This is a genomic window from Ruminococcus sp. Marseille-P328, assembly GCF_964249465.1.
Classification (GTDB): domain Bacteria; phylum Bacillota; class Clostridia; order Lachnospirales; family Lachnospiraceae; genus Blautia_A; species Blautia_A faecis.
Window position 1 is genome coordinate 1 of sequence record NZ_CAXUBQ010000001.1, and the last position, 18,589, is coordinate 18,589.

The following is an 18,589-nucleotide window of genomic DNA, read 5'->3' on the forward strand; positions in this document are numbered from 1 at the left end:
TAAGCCCGCCAAAAGGCGAGCTTATTTAGAATACTTGTTTATAGGTTATCGCTGAACTACGTTTTCAGGACAGCCCCAAACCATCTAATACGGGCATGCGAATATCCAAAAGCATTAGTTCTGGCCACTCTTCCTTTATAATTCCCAATGCTTCTTCACCATTTCCAGCATGAAATACCTGTGTGATTCCAAGCTCTTCATAATTCAGCATACGATCAAAAAACATATGTACAGAATTCTGGTCATCTGTGATTAAAAGCTTCATAGCACTTACTCACCTTCTTTAACATGTTTTTTAGCCTCTCTGATTTTCAGGTGTAAATATTCAGGAGTGATTAATCAATGGTAGCTTAAGTTCAAATTTGGTTCCATACCCTTCTTTGCTCTCTATACAAACCCCATATTTTTCTCCATATTTCATACGTATCCTCTGGTGTATATTTCGTATTCCAATCCTGCGGTTATCAATTTCCGATATATTCAGATCCTCAATGAGAATTGCAAGTTGTTTCTCAGTCATTCCGGCACCATTATCTTCTATGCAAAATAAGAATTCGTCTTTCTTTTTTTTCACAGAAAGTTTTATTAATGCACCATGAGGATTTTCTCCAAAAGCATGCATAATACAATTTTCCACAATAGGTTGAAGCAGCATTTTGAGCATATAATAACCTTCAATTTCCTCTGTTATCTCATATTTAACCTGAAGCTCTCCTTCATATTTTCTGGTAAATAGTTCAAGATAGCTCTGAATATATTGAAGTTCCATTCCAATAGGCACAATCTCCTCATAATTGTATAAACTGTATCGTAACATCTTGCTTAAATCCACTATAATGTCATTGGATTCTTCTACATTTCCATACACTATTTCTGTTTGCAGCTGCTGCAAAGTATTCATAAGAAAATGAGGATTTATCTGAGACTGCAGAGAATAAAGCCTGAATTTATTAATCAGAATCTGGGACTTATAATCCTTATCAATAAGAGAATTAAGTCGCTCTAAAAGTCCGTTAAATCTATTTGCAATCTGCTCCAGTTCTTTATAATGATATCCTTCTGTCTCCAGAATCAGCTTTTGCGAATCTACTTTTTGTATATTGTCCATCAGTTTCTGAATGGGTCTTTTTATAGAACCACTGACTCTAAATGTAATCAGAAGATTCAACACCAAGCTGCATAAAATAATCAATATCAAAAGCCAGATCATAGTACGAGTATGTCGGAAAATTTCAGACTGAGGAATGTAAGACACCAACTTTAATCCCATAGAGGTTGTCTGAAAGCTTACAAAATGTTCTTTTCCATCTACCTTAGTCCAAAAGCTTCCAGTTTTTTCCCTCTTCATGATCTCACGGTCTCTCTCTGACACCTTGAGCATACTTCCAATATCGGAATTATCACTTCTGCTCATGATAACTCCCTCTTCATTTAAAATCGCAACTTTTCCATTTTCTTCATAATTACTGGCACCCAAAACCTCTGCCAACTGTGTAATGTCAAAGTTATAGATCAATGCTCCTGATACTTTTCCTTTGGAATTTTGCAGCGCAAATGAAATAGAAAAAGTTTTGTTTTTGGCTGTAATTGCCCTTTTTTTACTATAAAAATCCTGATTATGAAGTCCTAAAATATGAACATATACATTCCCGGTTGTATCCTTCGCCTTCTGGTACCATTCCTTAGACCAGTAATCATAATTTGCAGCCAGACCGTCCTGACCTATTGTTGTAAAGTAATAGCCATTGTCTGAAATCACTAAAATATCCTGTACTACCGAATTAAAAAGATCTGTTTTTTTCAGAATGTTATTCAATTCTCTGTTTACATCCAATTTATCCTGAATGGACATATTGGATTTACTGAATTTGTTCCAAAGATCACGGTAACTGGAAAAGCTGACCATTTGAGATGCAATATCATTAAATGTCTTATCCAGAGTATACACTGCCTGCTCTGTGATCATTTCACTGCTATCTTCTACCTTATTAATCAAAACCCTGGTAGAAATTCCAAGCATACAAATTCCAAACACCAAAAGCAGTAATGTATTGCAGATCAGATAATAATTTTGTACTGCTCCAATTAAAGAAGAATCTTTTTTTCTTTTCTTAAACATCTTTCATCACCACTTTTAGTGTACCACAGATTTAATTTTTCAGAACAAAATCTTTTTAATATTAAAAATGATCTTATTTATCCCTTTACGGCCCCTGCTGTCAGCCCCTTAATGATATTTTTCTGCATCAGCAAATAGAACACAACCACTGGAAAAATAGCAACTACAGACAAGGTCATAAATCTTGGCCAATCCACACTAAACTGTCCCTTTGCCCTAAAAATCTCCAAAACAATGGTACCTTTAGAACGAGTACTAAGGAAGATATTCGGAGCAATAAAATCGTTCCAAATCCACATTGTATTAAAGATTACAGATGTTGAAGTAATTGGTTTCATCAGTGGAAATACAATTCTGAAAAATACCATTGGAATGCTGCAGCCATCTACAATTGCAGCTTCCTGAAGCTCTCTTGGAATACTCTTCATGTAACCCACTGCAAGAAAAACCGTAAGTGCCGAACCGTTACAGTAGAAAATAATCATTCCAGCAACAGAATCAATGAGATGTAGAGTTTGCATCACTTCAAATAAGGACAAAAGAATTGCCTGGAAAGGAACCAAAAAACCAATCATCAGATAAATAGTAAATGCTTTATCCAGCTTACTTGCACGAAAAGCCAAAGGATATGCTGCCATTTCACCGATTACTACAATGGCAAGTACGGAGCAAACTGTAATTACTGCTGTGATTCCAAATGCACGATAAATCTGAAGATTTGTCAGAATGTCTTTATAGTTATCCAAAAACAACTGTGTAGGAAAAGCCGTAGGACTGAAAGACATCTCAGACATTGTTTTAAAGGTATTAATTACCATATAATAAAATGGATACAGGAATATAATACAGATCGGCAATAAAACAAGATCTGACAGATAAAATTTTTTCTCACGAATTTTTTTCTTCTTTTTCATGATATGTCTTCCTCCCTCTTACTCATTGCCATATATTGAATACCGGCAATCAACGCAACAATAATAATGAAAATCGTTGCCAGTGCCGTGGAAGCTCCATACTGCTTTTCTGACAAACCACGCTGAATGATAACCTGTGTAACAGTATAGTTGGAATATCCAGGACCTCCCTTTGTCAACGCATAAGGAAGATCATAAACCTTCAGTCCATTTGTAAGAAGCAGAAGAGTATTTACTGTAAGTCCAGGTGCGAGCAAAGGAAATGTGATCTTTGTAAACTGTTGCCAGCGACTTGCACCATCAATTGCTGCCGCTTCATAATATTCGTTTGGAATTGCCTGAAGATAGGCAAGATAAATAGTCGCATACCATCCTGTGCTTGTCCATACTGCGACTAATATAATACTAATTTTTGCCCCCCATTCTGTTGCTGTAAAACCAATAGGTCCTGCTCCAAATACTGCAAGTAATGTATTAAGTGCACCTGTTTTCATTGGGGAGAGAATATAACCCCAGATATAACCAAGCAAAAGGCCACTGACAATGGATGGGAAAAAGAAAACTGCACGTTCTACAGATTTCATTTTTGTATTTCGGTCCAGAAATACTGCCAGTGGAATAGCAAGAAGATTGATCAGAATCATTGTACAAAATGTATAAAAAATAGTATTAAACAAAGAATGTCTCATCATCTGATCTTTAAAAACACCGATAAAATTTTTCAATCCCACAAAATTATACTCATGGCTGATTCCATTAAAGTCTGTCACGCTATACATAATTGTTTTTACCAGCGGAATAATTGTAAACAAAGTAAAAGCAATAAATGCCGGTAAAAGAAATATTTCGTACTGAATTGCTTTTTTTAACTTCTTATTTTTCATATTTCTCCTCCAATTAAAATCCCCACAGCCGCTACCAGGAACATTTTTACCTGGCAGCGAACCGTGGGGTGTTTTCAATACACTTATTCAGCAGAAACTTCTGCCAGTTTGTCATCCAGTCTGGATGCGGCCTCTTCTGGAGTAATTGTTCCGGCCATACAATCCTGTAAGCTCTGTACATATGTCAGTCTTAATGATTCTGTATAGGAAAGCCAGTCTGCCATTGGAATATAATATTTTCCTTCTTTAACGCCTTCTACAGCATCTGTAATCTGTGCAGGAAGATCTGGTGTATATCCTTCTGCAATTGTAAAACCTCCATAGCCCTGATACTGTTTTTCAAGTCCCTCAGGAGATGCAGCAAAATCAAGAAATGCTTTTGCCAACTCTATATTTTCACTTGCAGAGTTGATACAAAGCCCTACATTTACTGCACCACAATAGTAATCTTCAGATGTTCCTGGTACCGGAATGCATTTGTAGTTCATATCTGGATTAATAGAATTAATGGTATCAAGGTTCCAGGAACCACTAAGAATCATGCCAACCTGACCGGTTGCAAATGCCGTAACAATTTCATCACTTGTAGAGCCAAGAAGATCAGAGCTTAAATATCCTTTATCAACAAGTTCTTTCCACATTGTAATTGGCTCTGTCCAGGTATCTTTAAAAGTCGTTTTTCCATCATAAATATCCTGTACAACGGTAGGATTCTTAGAAACCACCTCTGATCCATATAACGGAGCAGTGAAGTTTACTGCTGCATCCTGACAGTTATCCATAATTGGAGTAATTCCTGCATCCTGCAGTTTCTGACAATCTTCCAGAAGTTCATCCCATGTAGTTGGATCACTTTCAATTCCAGCCTGTTCAAACAGATCCTGATTAACAAGGATTCCACCTACCCAGCAGTCAACTGCCAACGCATAGGCTTTTCCATCTTTTCCATATGTAGTTTTTACAGAATCTGGAATAGTTCCGTCTGTCATATAACTTTCATCAGAAAGATCAAGGCAATAACCACCTTTAATCAAGTCTTCTCTGTTCTCAAGAGCCATATAAAAGATATCCGGACCTGCCCCTGAATATAATAGAGTTGAAAGCTTCTCAACATAATCCTGAACTGGCGGTGAATACTGGAAATCTACGTTCACATTTGGATATTTCTCCTTAAATGCTTCCAGTACCGGTGCTGCTTTTGTCTCATCGTACCAGGATAAAATGGTAAGTGTTCCAGATAAATCGGAATCGGCCTCCGCTGCTGATACCGTCATTCCAGAGAATGCTGACATTACCATACTTGCAGCAAGTGCTGCAGCCCACATTTTTCTTTTCATTTTTTTAACCTCCCTTTTATTATTCTTCTTTGTTGGTATATTCAGAATACACTTTTCCTGAATATTTTTAAATGTATTTTCTTGCAAAGTACTTTAAATATGTTGCACTTTTTTCTAATTTACGAAAACAGCTTGACATTTAAAGAATCAAAAGAATAATATAGTGTTAAACATTCGTGTTGCCATTGGCGCTATCGACATATATATAAAACAGAGAAATGAGGAATTTTATGGAAAAATCAACAGTATATTTCACCGACTTCCGCTGCAAAGTCGGCACAAGCCAGCTGGACAAGCTGAAAAAACTGTGCATTGCAGCCGGAATCAAAGACATTGATATGGATGGTAAATTCGTGGCCATCAAAATGCATTTCGGAGAGCTTGGAAACCTTGCTTTCCTGCGCCCCAATTATGCAAAAGTAGTAGCCGATCTTTGTAAGGAACTTGGAGGAATGCCGTTTCTTACTGACTGTAACACCCTTTATCCGGGAAGCCGTAAGAATGCTCTGGAGCACATGGATTGTGCGAATCTGAATGGCTTTAATACTATCACCACTGGTTGTCAGATCATTATCGGTGACGGACTTCGCGGTACAGATGATGTAGAAGTTCCTGTAGCGAATGCAGAGTATTGTCCAACTGCCAGAATCGGCCGTGCTGTAATGGACGCTGACGTATTCATCAGTCTTACTCATTTCAAGGGACATGAAGCCACCGGTTTCGGCGGCGCAATCAAAAATATTGGTATGGGCTGCGGAAGCCGTGCCGGAAAAATGGCTCAGCACAATAGTGGTAAACCAGTTATCGAAACAGACCTTTGCCGCGGCTGCAAACGCTGTGCAAAGGAATGCGGAAGTGACGCTATTACATATCCGGAGAAAAAAGCGGTCATTGATTATGATAAATGCAAGGGCTGCGGCCGTTGTATCGGTGCCTGCAGCTTTGATGCAATTCACAACCCGCACAGCAATTCCAATGAGCTTCTCTGCCGTAAGATGACAGAGTATGCACAGGCAGTCTGTCATGGACGCCCATGCTTCCATATTGCTCTGGTTCAGGACATCAGCCCGAACTGTGACTGCCACGGCGAAAATGATGCTCCTATCCTTCCGGATATTGGAATGTTCGCAAGCTTCGATCCCATTGCTCTTGATCAGGCCTGCGTAGATGCATGTCTTGCTGCGGAGCCAATCCGCAACAGCCAGCTTGGTGACAACCTTGCGAAACCGGAATGGCATTGCCACCACAACCACTTTATGGATTCCAATCCGAATGTAGAGTGGGAAGCAACTCTGGATCATGGTGAGAAGATTGGACTTGGAACAAGAAGCTATGAACTGAAGAGAATTTAATTAATAAACAGCTGCCACATTATCAAAACACTTTGAACAATGCGGCAGCCGTTTAACTTTAACCTTTTTTTGCCAGATACCTTTTAATCAAAAAGGAGCAGAAATATGGAAATGTATAAATGCCATTTTCTATTCCCACATTGCTGTCAGCCAGTTTTATTCCCCACTTAATATCGCTGTAACTTTCATTATCAATCAGTTTTCTTAAAGATTTTGAGCGATTTTTATTTGCCTTTACTTCAACCGGAACCAGTTCATCTTTTGTCCTGACAAAAAAATCTTCTTCCAAAGTTGCATTTTCTTTTTTGTAATAATATAATCCTAATCCTTGTTTCAGAAACGCCTCTGCAACGAAATTTTCATATAAAGCCCCCTTATAAACACCCATATTTTTATTTGCACGTAAATCTTCCTGCGCTTCTTCATCTAAAGAGGCAATTAGCAGGCCTGTGTCTGGATAGTACAGCTTAAACTTCAATTCATCATAATTTCCTTTTAACGGCAATTCCGGATATTCCAGACAGTAGCAGACAGAAACAACTCCCGCATCCTTAAGCCAGTCAATACAGCCCGAATACTCTCTGCTTCTTGCGTTTTTCTCAATTTTACTTAGCTGGAATTTTTTATTCTCTTTTGCCAGCTGTACCGGAACGCTTCGATATACACTGGCAATCTTCGTTTGGTCTAACCCTTCTGCATATTTTCTGATATCTTCTTCATAATCTAATTGAATCTGATGCTGAATTTCCAAAGTATCAGAAAATGTATTCGTTTCTATATATTGTCTGATCACTGCTGGCATGCCCCCAAGCACGCAATATTCAAGAAACATTTTTTTGTAAACAGACAGCTCCGTATCAGAAAATGCTTTCCCAGAACACATATGTTCCAGGATCTGTTCGATGTGTAAATCTGAGTAACCCTTTGCCCAGAGAAACTCCTCAAAATCCATGGAAAACATTTCGTAATCTGTTTTATAGCCAACGCTATTGCTGTGGATCTTTTTATAGTTAATTCCAAGCAGAGATCCACTGCAAATTACATCAAATCTTCCATCCAGCTTAAAAGCCTTCAAAGAAGTGGCAATATCCGTCACTTAATATAGTTTTATACTGCCCCTCCAGCACAAAATTTATAAAAACTATATTCTCATAATTTTCACTTGCAAAATGAACAATAGATTCCGTTTTCCCAATCTGTCTTGCACCTTTAATGATTAGCGGAAGCCTGTTTTCTTTATCCTTCCACTGTCTTAAATAACTATCTACCTTTCTCGTGAACTACTCGGCAACTAAGTTACCAGAGTATCTGAAATCTGGCGGGATACCGCCTTTTTTCAGGGTGCGTCCATGACACCAATACTGCTTGCCTTTCGGCTATACAGCTACTTTTATTATTTCTGGATTTTTTAGTCCGGTTACGGACAGTTCCTTCTGCTTTCCGGATACGGAAAGATATTTCCGCAGGATATTAAATGCTCCTACTGCATCGGCATTATATCTTACTCCGTTGGTTATATATATGCCCCGTTCTTTTCGGTTTGATGCTTCTGCATATCTTTTTGATACTTCTGGTGCTAACGGACTGCACTGGCTGGTATAGTTTTCTTCCCGTTTTATCAATTGTATTCCATACAGTTTCAGCTTATATTCCAGCATGATATACAGCTTGTTATATGGCAGTTCGTGTAACTTCTGGTTGGTCTTATGCCCCATATCATTTTCTTTGCGGATGTTTCGGATGTCTCCCACAACCACACAGCGGATGTCTTCTTTTCTGCAGTATTCTGCAATCCATCTGGTCACTTTATGAAGATAATCCTTCACTGCATTCTGCTTTTTCCTGTAAAGCCTCTGGATATGTTTCGATGATCTTGGATATTTTATCCCTCTTTCCGACTGCTGTGCATACCATACAGACTGTACTCTGGCAATCTCTTTATGAAAATATCTTTCCAACGAAAGATATTTCCTTCCCAGGATAAAAGTCCGGCCATTTCCGGAATCATAACAGGTCATCAGATTATGAAGCCCAAGATCAACAGATAAATAATGTCCATTCTGAGAAAGCTGTTCCGGCTCTTCAATCTCATAGATAACAATAAGGTCACATGTTCCATTTTCCGGCGGATAGATCCGCAGCTGTTTTATATGATCCATGTCCCTGAAAATCTTATTTTCAAGATATAGAAATTTTTCATGGATCCCGTATGTTTCTTCCATATAGCTTTTCAGATCTTTTGGCAGCGACAGACGCAATTGATCTGAACCTTTCTCATGCCGGATCCCCATCTGCATGTATGTAACCGGGATATTGTCCTGTTTAAAACGGGGCGGATTTGGAGCTTTGATTCCTCCGGTCTTTTTCAGGACATAAAAAGATTTCCATGCCTTGTCCAGCTGCTTGCAGGTCTCCTGCGCTGTCTGTGACGGAAGCTGTTTATACCACAGATTTTCTTTATGTGCTTTTTTCTGATAATACCAGTCAGGATACTTTTCCAGTCCCAGTTCTTTATAATGATGGCGTTCATAGTTGCAGACATTCCAGAGTTTGGAAGCTGCATAACACATATGTCCTATAATGTTGGAATATTCCGGCCGGATTTTTACAGATGTCCTGTGTGACAGCAGCATTCCTCTTTCCCCCTTCCAGCAGCTATGCAGATAAAAATTTACCCTTCACCTTGATTTAATACGATTTGCTCTGATGTTCAATATAACGGCGGATATTTTCTTCAGATACAGACCCGATTGTTTCCACATAATAGGAATGATTCCATAGCTCTCCCTTCCACAGCTGGTTTCTTATTTCCGGAAAACGTTCGAATAATTTTCTGCCGGTGATCCCTTTCAGATACTTGACAATTGCTGTTATAGACAGCTTTGGTGGAGCTGATACAAAGCAATGGACATGGTCTCCTTCACCACATTCAAATAAATGAACAGTAAAGCCCTTATCCTCAGCAATCTGCTGCACCAGTTCCTGAAGGTATTCCTCAATATCTGGGGTTAATATCTTCCGTCGGTATTTCACCGACCATACCATATGGTAGTTAATATTACATACACAAGTTCTATAATGTATTAGATTTTCTTTTATACATATAGTATAACATAATGAATTGAAACATGCAATGAAAACCGAACATATTTTCGACTTGTTGTATGCCGGTTACGGCATTAATATCAAAGAGCTTAATATCAAAGAGTAAAGAGATTATTATATTATTTCAATGTGCAGATATGCACAATTCTACGCTTTCATCTCGGTAATTGAATTGCCGAGGATTCCCGCTTATCGTCCTAAAATACATAGTCTCACCCCTTCAAGAAAAGTCATCACGTTTTATAAGCTTTTATTCGCAATTTTCTCACGTTTTTCATTACTATCTTAACACAAAAATCACGTTTTATGTGCATTAAATTATTTAGACCTATATCCGCTTTCCTTACAACCACAATCAGACCAGGCAGAAAGCCGCCAGCATATAAACCAACACACGGACCAAACAAATCACGCTACTGGTGTTCCAAACAAATACTGGTAACACAAAAAGTTCCGGTAACCGATGTCTTTCCACCGTTTACCGGGACTTTTTATGGTTTCTTTTTAAGCTTCTTCCACGATTTTCACACCCCATGCAGGCATTTGGAGAGCGGTGCCATTTTCTACGGCGGTGTTTTCTAACAGCTCTATGCCATTTTTATAATCATAAGGCATTTCCAGTTCCATACCAGAATAATTCAAGAAATAACAAACAGTTTTTCCCAGATCATTCAAACCTTTTCGCACAATAATTGGGTAGTGGTATTCTGGGATTTCTACGCCTGCTTCCGGGAGCACGGCTTTATAAACGGACTTCAGGGTTTCCTCGTCTGTCATGCAGCCGATGTATACGGCCTGGCCTTTTCCGTAGTGGTTTCGGGTGATAGCGGCGTAATCTTTCCAATTATAGTGCTCGTAAGATGCCAGCACTTCTGCTCCTTCCGAAACCAGAAGCTCCATAAATACATTCGCAGCTGGGTGTGCATTGCCTTTCTGATCTGGTTTTTCCGGAATGACTTCCCCTGTTAAGCCTACATTTTTCGGGAAAGTGAACTGATCGTAATGGACTCCGAAGCAGTTGCTCAGAATATGTGGCTGCACCTGATGACTTACCTTCACATTTTCATTTGCAAAAGCAGTTTTAAAGGATGCAATCAGGGTTCCGCCATTTTCCACATACTGTTTTAACCGTATGAGAAGCTCATCAGGTGCCGCATACAGGGCTGGTACTACAATTGCTTTATATTGCTCCAGATTCTCGGACTCTGGCCAGATGAAATCGCATTCTACGTTCATGTGATACAGAGTATCGTACATCCAACGCATAACGTCATTATAATAGATACTCTTAGCATCCGCGCCGGGTGCCTGTTCCTGGATTCGGAACCAGTTCAGGGCAGTAAGCGCTTCATTGCTGACCAGTACTGCCACTTCATTTTTCTTCTTCAGATTAACCAGATGTTTTCCAAGGCGGGCAAACTCGTTACCAATTATGCAGGCTTCCCTGTAAGTGGCATTCTCCTGAAAATCATGACTAAGAATTCCCTTCCAGTAGGTTTCACAGGCATTGTGAATGGAATGCCAGTGCCAGTACATCACACTATTCGCTCCCGATGCCAGGTGACTGTATGCCTGTAATCTCAGCTGTCCTTTATATGGTGTCCATCCAGGAAATCCCTGTGCTTCGGTTTCAATTACCAGATAGTTATCCTGTTTCAGGGAGCGGATCAGATCTCCGCCGAATGCAATTTCTACGCCAGTGAGGTCGTCCTGTGTAGGATGGTAAATATCGGTTCCTGCAATTGTCAGGCACTGGGACGCATGCAGATGGTTTACATAAGGCTGAATGCCATAGGAATATCCACGCCACTCAAAATCCAGATTATGAGTTACAAACTGGTCTTCTCTTCTATATTCATTTACAATATCAGCCTGCCAGCCGAGGAATTTGTCCACCAGAGTTCTCTGGAATTTTTCAAATTCGGCGCCAAGGCTTCCATTGATCGTACCACGTACATCTGGAAAATCCTCCCATGCATTGATTCGATTGCTCCAATAATCCAAGCCAAATTCATAATTCATGGCATCCAGATCATCATGGAATTTTTCACGAATATATTTCACAAACTGCTCCTGCACATTTTTGCCAGCAGTTCCGTAATATTTCGTCTCATTATCCAGCTGGAAACCAATGACGCACTTTCTATGTGCTGTACACTTCATCAGTTCTCGGATTACACGCTCCGCATAGAAAAGGTACACCGGATGGGTAATATCCATGATCTGACGGGCGCCATAAATACCTCTTCCCTTTACTGTCTCAGCCAAAACATCCGGATGTGCCTTCACCATCCAGGTAGGCACAGCATAGGTAGGCGTACCGATGATCACATTGATTCCTGCCTCTTCCATGGCATCCATTACTCTTTCCACATGGGAAAAATCAAATTCTCCTGCCTGTGGCTCGCAGGTGCTCCATGTAGACTCCGCAATTCGAACGGTATTGATTCCCGCTTTTTTCATCATTTCCACATCTTTATCCAGGCGGTCATACGGCATATACTCATCATAATATGCTGCTCCGTAAAGAAGTTCTTTCATATTCTTCCTCCATTACTTTTATTTGTCAGCTTTAATTTCTTCTAATTCATATAGTAACAGTTTTTTGGCCGCATTTATATCGTTTATTTTAGTCATTTGTCGTTTATTTCAGGTGAATTGTCCTTTATTTCCAGACGCATACTTCTTCCGATAGCTAGCCGGACTCATTCCGGTCTGTGCCTTAAAGACACTTCCAAAATAGCTTTGTGAACAAAATGATAGATAGTTGGAAATCTCTTTTATTTCATACTCAGAATAGCGAAGCATGTTTTGGGCCAGACGGATCTTTTCCTCACGAATATACTGCTGAATAGTCATGCCCTCTACCTTATGAAAGAGCTGAGAAAGATAGCTGCTGTTTACCCCAAGCTTTTTCCCCATTTCACCTATAACAATTTCACTGTGAAGATTCTGAAAAATATAGTTTTTGGTACGCTCGATCAGCTGATTTTTTTCTCTCCCCCTACGCTGCTCAGCCACGCAGCTGGTAAACTGAAACTCAGCCTGCCGCATCATAGCTGCAATTTTGACAATATTATTCATTTCCTCAATTCTCATAATATAACCGTCTACCATGGAAAATGCCTCTTCCGGGATCATTCCGCCACGGATTGCAGCGCGGGATGCAAGGGTAATCACACAAATCGCAATATTCTTTGTATGTCTTAGCTTGTCCTTTGCCAGCTGTCCAACCTCTCCTCTGTATGCTTCCTTCAGACTCTCCTTCAGCATTTCCAGATTTCCCTGTTGGATGCTATCCAACTCCCTAAGCTCCAGTTCATAAGGGTTGTGCGGCATTTCACATTCCTGATGCCGGAAAATAACCTGAGAAACTTCCTCTTCCACCTGAGAAATATCTGATTCTTCAATTTCATTTTTCCGCCACAGCTCATCCAGGGTCATCTCGCAACCGGATATCCAGTGATAAAGCATCAGGATTCCTGCTCCAAAAACCATTAAATCACAAAACGGCAAACGAAATCCAATGTCATCTCTGATATGATGTTCCTCAATTATATATTTTTCCAGCTCTCTTGTATGTTTTTCAATACTCACAGGTCCTAATATCAGCCTTGTGCCTTCTACCGACATTTTTGTCTGCTTCTGAGAAAGAATTGCATAAAAAATACAATTGTTTTCACATAACAGTTCCGGATAATCCTTTAAAGGTCTTTGGGCTGTCTTTTGCAAAAAATCTCTGTCCGTCAAAAGAGGATTGCACTCCTTTACCATATCTCCATAGTATTTTTCTATTTTTCCGTGCTCATCAAGAAATACGATATTGCAGTGCAGCATTCTAACCAACTGACTGCAGATGTAATCTATATTCATATTCTGCCACCTCGGGTACTGTTCTTCCTTAAGTATAACAGCTCGTTTTGAAAAAAACCATCTTCATCTTCTTTCAAACACGCTCTGGCTTGTAACTTATGAGAAATATAGTATAATTATGATAACCATTTCGTTTATACTAATGAACTCAGACTGGAGTACCTGATATGAAAAATAATTTTTTTGCCAGTTCCAGCATTATCGGTCTTTTTTCCTGGTCAGTGCGGCACTGGAAACAGTTACTGGCGGCAATTGTAATACTAAGCGCGATTGTCTTTGCCGGACATAAGCTTTATCTTTTTTATCCTTATCTGAACCTGCCCCATGTAACTGCTGCTGATCTGGACGCCCTTGATCTGGATGGTTACGACAAGGTGATGTTTGTGGCACACCCAGATGATGATCTGCTCTGGGGAGGACAGCATTTGATTGAGGACGATTATCTGGTAGTATGTATGACCCGTGGAAATGATCCGGTTCGAAGTGCAGAATTTAAATCCGTAATGGAAGCTACCGGGGACAAATATCTGATTCTTTCCTACCCTGACAAAATCGGAAAAGATCGCAGCAGCTGGAACTACTGGAAAAAAGATATGGAAGCAGATATTGCCACAGTCCTGAACTACAAAGACTGGAAGCAGGTTGCCACTCACAACGCAGACGGCGAGTACGGCCATCACCACCACCAGATGACTCACCAGCTTGTGAAAAAAGCCTATAAAGAGACAGACTGCAATGCTGCTTTCTATTCTTTTGGAAAGTATTATGTAAATGACAAGGTTCCCTACGACCTTGAAGAAATGCCCAAAGATCTTTATATACAGAAGCGCGAGCTGGCTAAGCTCTACGCCAGCCAACGGACTACCGTAAGAAAGATGTATCATATGCTGCCGTATGAATACTGGCAGGAAATAGCAATAGAAAAATAATGTATAACACCAACGGGCAGGCAACTCAACTAAGAGTTGCTGCCCGTTCCTGATTTATTCCTGCTCAATCAGCACTTTCTTTCCCCAAAATGCAAATCCCAAATGTCTGATATTTTCTTTTCGAATTCCCCGTGCCATAAGCTCTGCATCATAATTTTTTTCCGCAATCTGCTGCAAAGCATTCTGTGCGGTTTCCTCCAAATCCTTTTCACGCTTTGCTTTATGCACTTTAAATTCTATTACATATGCTCTTTTATTTTTCTCCAGGGGCTCCATCATAATATCGTACCGTCCCAGACCGCTTTCCCGATTGGAGGTAATTCTGTATTTATCTGCAAGGTCGACCATCAGTCCCAGTACAAAGCCATGATAAAACCGCTCCGGTTCCTGCCACTCAAAATGTGATTAAATATGCTCACATCGAGATAATGTAAGTTCTCACGAACATTACTTACTATTTCATCGTGTATGCTTTGGATTGACCGAAATCATATCTACTCGCAAGTTCTTGTACACTCCATAGTCGTAAATTCCCGAAAATAGCCTTCGGTACATACTTACGTTTGCGTTTTAGTTATGCAACTTCGTAAGTTATCGCATCTCTCAAATTAAGTGCAGCATTGAAATCTCTGTCTTCGACATAACCGCAACTGCATTTAAATATTCTATCTGAAAGCTTTAATTCTTTTTTAACAGCGCCACAGCAGTGACAGGTTTTAGATGATGGATACCATCTGTCTACTACTCGAAGTTCGATTCCATTTTCATTGCATTTAGCTTGAAGCTTTGTTCTAAATTCATAAAACTTCTGTGAAGCAACAGCTTTTGAAAGATGTCTGTTTTTCATCATACCTTTTACATTCAAATCTTCAATCGTAATATAAGATGGTTTGGTTTTTACTATCTCTGCGATTGTTTTATTGATGTGATCAGTACGAATATTATCTATTCTATGATGAAGTTTCTGTACCTTAAGCCTTTGTTTTTGTATATTTGTTTTTTGAGTGGACTCTCCTTTCTTTAAATTTTCATACTTTCGAGAAAGACTTCTCTGTTCTCGAATAAGCTGTTTTTCAAGTTTCTTTAATCTTGCAGATTTATTAATGTTCTTATAAGTTTTACCATTAGAAACAATGGCAAAATCCTTTAATCCAAGGTCAATGCCAATTCCTGCATTGGAATTATTGGCTATCTTGTTATTTAAAATTTCTACAAGAACAGAAACATAGTATCTGTCAGCTTTCATTGAGACCGTGCCGCTTTTAATCACATATCCGTCTTTAGTTGTTGGAATATATCCTTTTTCTTTGATGCGAACCCAACCAAGTGACGGAATATTGATCCTGTGCCTTTCGCAACGACAATCTTTTGGATTATTCTTTACAAAATACATCTTTACATCAGATTTGCCTTTCTTTTTGAAATTAGGAAAAGCGCTCTCGTGATTAAAAAATCTTGCAAAAGCAGTTTGTCCGTTATTTACTGCCTGTGTTACTGCTTTTGAATAAACTTCCTTAATCCACGAATACTCTGGATGCTCAGAAAGATATTCATGGTTAAGCCAGACTCTAAACTTGTTACTACTCGTAAACTTTTCACCGTTGTCGTAAAGTTCTTTGTTATGAGCAAGATAGAAATTATAAATGAATCTACAAGTTCCTATCGTCTTATGAATCTTGACTTTCTGTTCCTCTGACGGATTTATTTCCGTCTTGAAGCTCTTTAGCAATTTCCACATCCCTTTCTATTTGTTTTTTATACTTACGAAGTCCGTACAACCTGCAAGAGAACACATGGAGTATTGAAACAATATCCTGCACGAGTTCTTCTTGTGGTGATAGTTCTTCATTGTTCACTACCACGATGGTCGTATTGAACTTCGTACAGAATTTTTCAAACCAGTCGTAACCAAATCTGATAAATCTATCTTTGTGAGTTACGACTATAGTTTTGATTTTTTGTTCCATCACTTCATCTAATAATTCGTTCCACTTTTTACGATTGTAATTAAGACCGCTTCCATAATCTTCAATACACTGGTCTACAATAATACCTTTGGCATTACAAAACTGTCGTAAAAATGTAACCTGGTTTTGTAAATCATCTTTTTGATTTCTTGTAGATACCCTGGCATAAATAACTACCTGACGTTTGTCATCTTCAGTATTTATTCCTTTGAATTGTAGATATTGGTCATAAGTGTAATAACGTCTATCAGTTGGAGTCCGGTTTGCCTTTAGAGTTCCTTCTCTATCCCAACGCTGTAATGTTTTTACAGATACACCTAACAGTTCAGCAAAATCTTTTGGCTTGTAATTTGTGATATTTGATGTGTTCATAATAATTTACTCCTTTGAGTATATTTAAATACATTTAATCACATTAGTCAATAAATCCAATTGCTTAGGATACTCTCCTTATCCGCATTTTTCCCGAACCGATATGTATGTATTCATTATGGCACACTTAGAGAGTAAACTCAATCTGAAAAAGTTTAAATTAATACATAGCAATAGGCGGGTGGCTCGTCTAGGAGCACCCGCCCGGTAGGGGAATTACCTATCTGGTTTTCTTTTTGGATTTCTGCAGTGCTACTATGATTCCTTCGGCTGAGAGGAACAGGAGCAACATCCAGATTGCCACGTTGCTTTCGTCTCCAGTTTTTGGAGCTTTTGTTTCAGGAGAAGCTGTAGGCGCAGGTGTAACAGTGGCAGCTGTAGATGCAGTGGTTGCAGAAGGTGCGGTGGTTGCAGAAGGTGCGGTGGTCGGTGTAACGGAAGGTGTCTCTGTGATGGAGGGCTCTGCCGTAGCTTCTTCAATGGTAAATTCTGTAACTGCGGAACCACTTGCTGAATTAATGCTTAACGTGTGTGTTCCTACTGACAGGGTTGACAGGAATTCCGGATGCAGAGTTATAATCGTGCTTCCTTCTGCTTTGTCATAATTCTTTTCATCGACAACCACATCATCAATTGTTACACTAATAAATTCTGCAAATGGTGCACTTAATCTGAAGGAAAGTGTTTTTCCTGAGTTCATCTGCCATTTTCCATTGTGCCCTTCTAATATTTCCGGGACTTCGGATTTTATGGTTCGTTCATATCCGCAGATTACGCAGACAGTATCAGTTTCGTTGACATAAACATGATCTGCTTCTTCTGTTTTTTCCTGGCACACAGCGCACTCTTTCCAATGTTTTTCAGCATCGGATAACCATTCGTTTCCTTCTTCATGACCTTTTGCTGGAATCTGAATATCATCAAGGCTGACAATTTCATCTGTTCCAGCTTCATCTGAGAAGAGTTTTTCACAAATCTGGCACTTCCAATAAGCTTCGTAACCTGACTCCGTACAGCCGGCTTCTTTCTTCTCAATCTTTTCAAGGCTATGTCCCAAAGCTGGGATTTCTATCGACTCACTTATCTCAGTCTTTCCCGTTTCATCTGAGAAAAGCTTTTTGCAGGTCTGGCATCTCCAGTATGTTTCGTGTCCATCTTCAGTGCAGCCAGATTCTTTCTTTTCTACCTTTTCAAGATTATGACCGGTTGCTTTAATCGCTGTCGGATTGCTGATTTCCATGGTTCCTGCTTCGTCTGAGAAAAGCTTTTTGCAGGTGTTACACTTCCAGTATGTTTCATATCCATCTTTGGTGCAGCCGGCGTCTTTCTTTTCTACCTTTTCAAGATTATGGCCAGTTGCTTTAATCGCTGTCGGATTGTTGATTTCCATGGTTCCTGCTTCGTCTAAGAAAAGCTTTTTGCAGGTCTGGCATCTCCAGCATGTTTCGTGTCCATCTTCAGTGCAGCCGGCGTCTTTCTTTTCTACCTTTTCAAGATTATGGCCGGTTGCTTTAATCGCTGTCGGATTGCTGATTTCCACGGTTCCTGCTGCGTCTGAGAATAGCTTTTTGCAGGTCTGGCATTTCCAGTAGGCTTCATATCCAGCTTCCGTACAGCCGGCTTCTTTCTTTTTGACTGCTTTCAGATCATGGCCTGTGGCTTTGATCTCTTTCGGATTGATGATTTCCGCAGTCCCAGCTTCGTCTGAGAAAAGCTTTTTGCAGGCTTGGCATCTCC

Annotated in this window: 15 protein-coding genes and 2 pseudogenes; 2 read left to right on the plus strand and 15 right to left on the minus strand. The window is 39.6% G+C overall.

What is annotated here, in order from left to right:
* Window positions 1-64: 64 nt before the first annotated feature.
* The 5 genes from ACESTK_RS00005 to ACESTK_RS00025 form a co-directional block, all read right to left on the minus strand.
* A complete protein-coding gene (locus tag ACESTK_RS00005; RefSeq protein WP_373118041.1) occupies window positions 65-265 on the minus strand; it encodes a response regulator in 201 nt (66 codons plus the stop codon).
* Window positions 266-325: 60 nt separating this feature from the next.
* The gene (locus ACESTK_RS00010) at window positions 326-2,119 is read right to left on the minus strand and encodes a sensor histidine kinase (protein WP_373118044.1); all 1,794 of its coding nucleotides are present in this window, start codon (window positions 2,117-2,119) and stop codon (window positions 326-328) included.
* Window positions 2,120-2,196: 77 nt separating this feature from the next.
* Window positions 2,197-3,033: a carbohydrate ABC transporter permease gene (locus ACESTK_RS00015; protein ID WP_187565250.1), complete on the minus strand. Its 837-nt coding sequence runs from the start codon at window positions 3,031-3,033 to the stop codon at window positions 2,197-2,199.
* Window positions 3,030-3,917, minus strand: a complete 888-nt coding sequence (locus tag ACESTK_RS00020) for a carbohydrate ABC transporter permease (RefSeq protein ID WP_272066960.1) — start codon at window positions 3,915-3,917, stop codon at window positions 3,030-3,032. The genes ACESTK_RS00015 and ACESTK_RS00020 overlap by 4 nt, the downstream gene beginning before the upstream one ends.
* Before the next feature lie 83 nt (window positions 3,918-4,000).
* On the minus strand, window positions 4,001-5,254 hold the full coding sequence (locus ACESTK_RS00025) for an ABC transporter substrate-binding protein (RefSeq protein ID WP_187565252.1): 1,254 nt from the start codon (window positions 5,252-5,254) through the stop codon (window positions 4,001-4,003).
* Between the two features lie 230 nt (window positions 5,255-5,484).
* Here ACESTK_RS00025 and ACESTK_RS00030 point away from each other — a divergent pair, with 230 nt between their 5' ends.
* Window positions 5,485-6,606: a DUF362 domain-containing protein gene (locus ACESTK_RS00030; protein WP_373118048.1), complete on the plus strand. Its 1,122-nt coding sequence runs from the start codon at window positions 5,485-5,487 to the stop codon at window positions 6,604-6,606.
* Window positions 6,607-6,664: 58 nt separating this feature from the next.
* Here the strand turns inward: ACESTK_RS00030 and ACESTK_RS00035 are convergent, their stop codons facing one another.
* From ACESTK_RS00035 to ACESTK_RS00060, 6 genes are all read right to left on the minus strand, one after another.
* Window positions 6,665-7,681: an ATP-binding protein gene (locus tag ACESTK_RS00035; RefSeq protein WP_243243769.1), complete on the minus strand. Its 1,017-nt coding sequence runs from the start codon at window positions 7,679-7,681 to the stop codon at window positions 6,665-6,667.
* On the minus strand, window positions 7,668-7,823 hold the full coding sequence (locus tag ACESTK_RS00040; protein WP_226814917.1) for a hypothetical protein: 156 nt from the start codon (window positions 7,821-7,823) through the stop codon (window positions 7,668-7,670). Before ACESTK_RS00040 ends, ACESTK_RS00035 begins: the two co-directional genes overlap by 14 nt.
* A gap of 159 nt (window positions 7,824-7,982) precedes the next feature.
* Window positions 7,983-9,239 (minus strand): transposase, encoded by a 1,257-nt coding sequence (locus tag ACESTK_RS00045; RefSeq protein WP_226814884.1) that lies wholly within the window; start codon window positions 9,237-9,239, stop codon window positions 7,983-7,985.
* A gap of 55 nt (window positions 9,240-9,294) precedes the next feature.
* Window positions 9,295-9,711, minus strand: a complete 417-nt coding sequence (gene tnpA / locus ACESTK_RS00050) for an IS200/IS605 family transposase (protein WP_373118339.1) — start codon at window positions 9,709-9,711, stop codon at window positions 9,295-9,297.
* 504 nt (window positions 9,712-10,215) lie between these two features.
* Window positions 10,216-12,252: a beta-galactosidase gene (locus tag ACESTK_RS00055; RefSeq protein WP_373118052.1), complete on the minus strand. Its 2,037-nt coding sequence runs from the start codon at window positions 12,250-12,252 to the stop codon at window positions 10,216-10,218.
* Between the two features lie 108 nt (window positions 12,253-12,360).
* Window positions 12,361-13,584 carry a helix-turn-helix domain-containing protein gene (locus ACESTK_RS00060; RefSeq protein ID WP_373118055.1) on the minus strand — a complete coding sequence of 408 codons (1,224 nt, stop codon included), beginning with the start codon at window positions 13,582-13,584 and terminating at the stop codon, window positions 12,361-12,363.
* A 167-nt stretch (window positions 13,585-13,751) separates the two neighbouring features.
* Here ACESTK_RS00060 and ACESTK_RS00065 point away from each other — a divergent pair, with 167 nt between their 5' ends.
* Window positions 13,752-14,513, plus strand: a complete 762-nt coding sequence (locus ACESTK_RS00065) for a PIG-L family deacetylase (RefSeq protein WP_373118057.1) — start codon at window positions 13,752-13,754, stop codon at window positions 14,511-14,513.
* Window positions 14,514-14,567: 54 nt separating this feature from the next.
* Here ACESTK_RS00065 and ACESTK_RS00070 read toward each other — a convergent pair.
* From ACESTK_RS00070 to ACESTK_RS00085, 4 genes and pseudogenes are all read right to left on the minus strand, one after another.
* Window positions 14,568-14,885, minus strand: a pseudogene (locus tag ACESTK_RS00070) (PD-(D/E)XK nuclease domain-containing protein); the annotation flags it as partial.
* 202 nt (window positions 14,886-15,087) lie between these two features.
* Window positions 15,088-16,251: an RNA-guided endonuclease InsQ/TnpB family protein gene (locus ACESTK_RS00075; protein ID WP_373118060.1), complete on the minus strand. Its 1,164-nt coding sequence runs from the start codon at window positions 16,249-16,251 to the stop codon at window positions 15,088-15,090.
* Window positions 16,181-16,837, minus strand: a complete 657-nt coding sequence (locus tag ACESTK_RS00080; RefSeq protein ID WP_373118342.1) for an IS607 family transposase — start codon at window positions 16,835-16,837, stop codon at window positions 16,181-16,183. The genes ACESTK_RS00075 and ACESTK_RS00080 overlap by 71 nt, the downstream gene beginning before the upstream one ends.
* Window positions 16,838-17,072: 235 nt before the next feature.
* Window positions 17,073-18,589, minus strand: a pseudogene (locus tag ACESTK_RS00085) (hypothetical protein); the annotation flags it as partial.

Coding starts and splice junctions, on each gene's coding strand:
- ACESTK_RS00065 (WP_373118057.1), top strand. CDS start 13,752: ATGAAAAATAATTTTTTTGCCAGTTCCAGCATTATCGGTCTTTTTTCC.
- ACESTK_RS00005 (WP_373118041.1), bottom strand. CDS start 265: ATGAAGCTTTTAATCACAGATGACCAGAATTCTGTACATATGTTTTTT.
- ACESTK_RS00025 (WP_187565252.1), bottom strand. CDS start 5,254: ATGAAAAGAAAAATGTGGGCTGCAGCACTTGCTGCAAGTATGGTAATG.
- ACESTK_RS00010 (WP_373118044.1), bottom strand. CDS start 2,119: ATGTTTAAGAAAAGAAAAAAAGATTCTTCTTTAATTGGAGCAGTACAA.
- ACESTK_RS00045 (WP_226814884.1), bottom strand. CDS start 9,239: ATGCTGCTGTCACACAGGACATCTGTAAAAATCCGGCCGGAATATTCC.
- ACESTK_RS00075 (WP_373118060.1), bottom strand. CDS start 16,251: ATGTGGAAATTGCTAAAGAGCTTCAAGACGGAAATAAATCCGTCAGAG.
- ACESTK_RS00020 (WP_272066960.1), bottom strand. CDS start 3,917: ATGAAAAATAAGAAGTTAAAAAAAGCAATTCAGTACGAAATATTTCTT.
- ACESTK_RS00055 (WP_373118052.1), bottom strand. CDS start 12,252: ATGAAAGAACTTCTTTACGGAGCAGCATATTATGATGAGTATATGCCG.
- ACESTK_RS00030 (WP_373118048.1), top strand. CDS start 5,485: ATGGAAAAATCAACAGTATATTTCACCGACTTCCGCTGCAAAGTCGGC.
- ACESTK_RS00015 (WP_187565250.1), bottom strand. CDS start 3,033: ATGAAAAAGAAGAAAAAAATTCGTGAGAAAAAATTTTATCTGTCAGAT.
- ACESTK_RS00060 (WP_373118055.1), bottom strand. CDS start 13,584: ATGAATATAGATTACATCTGCAGTCAGTTGGTTAGAATGCTGCACTGC.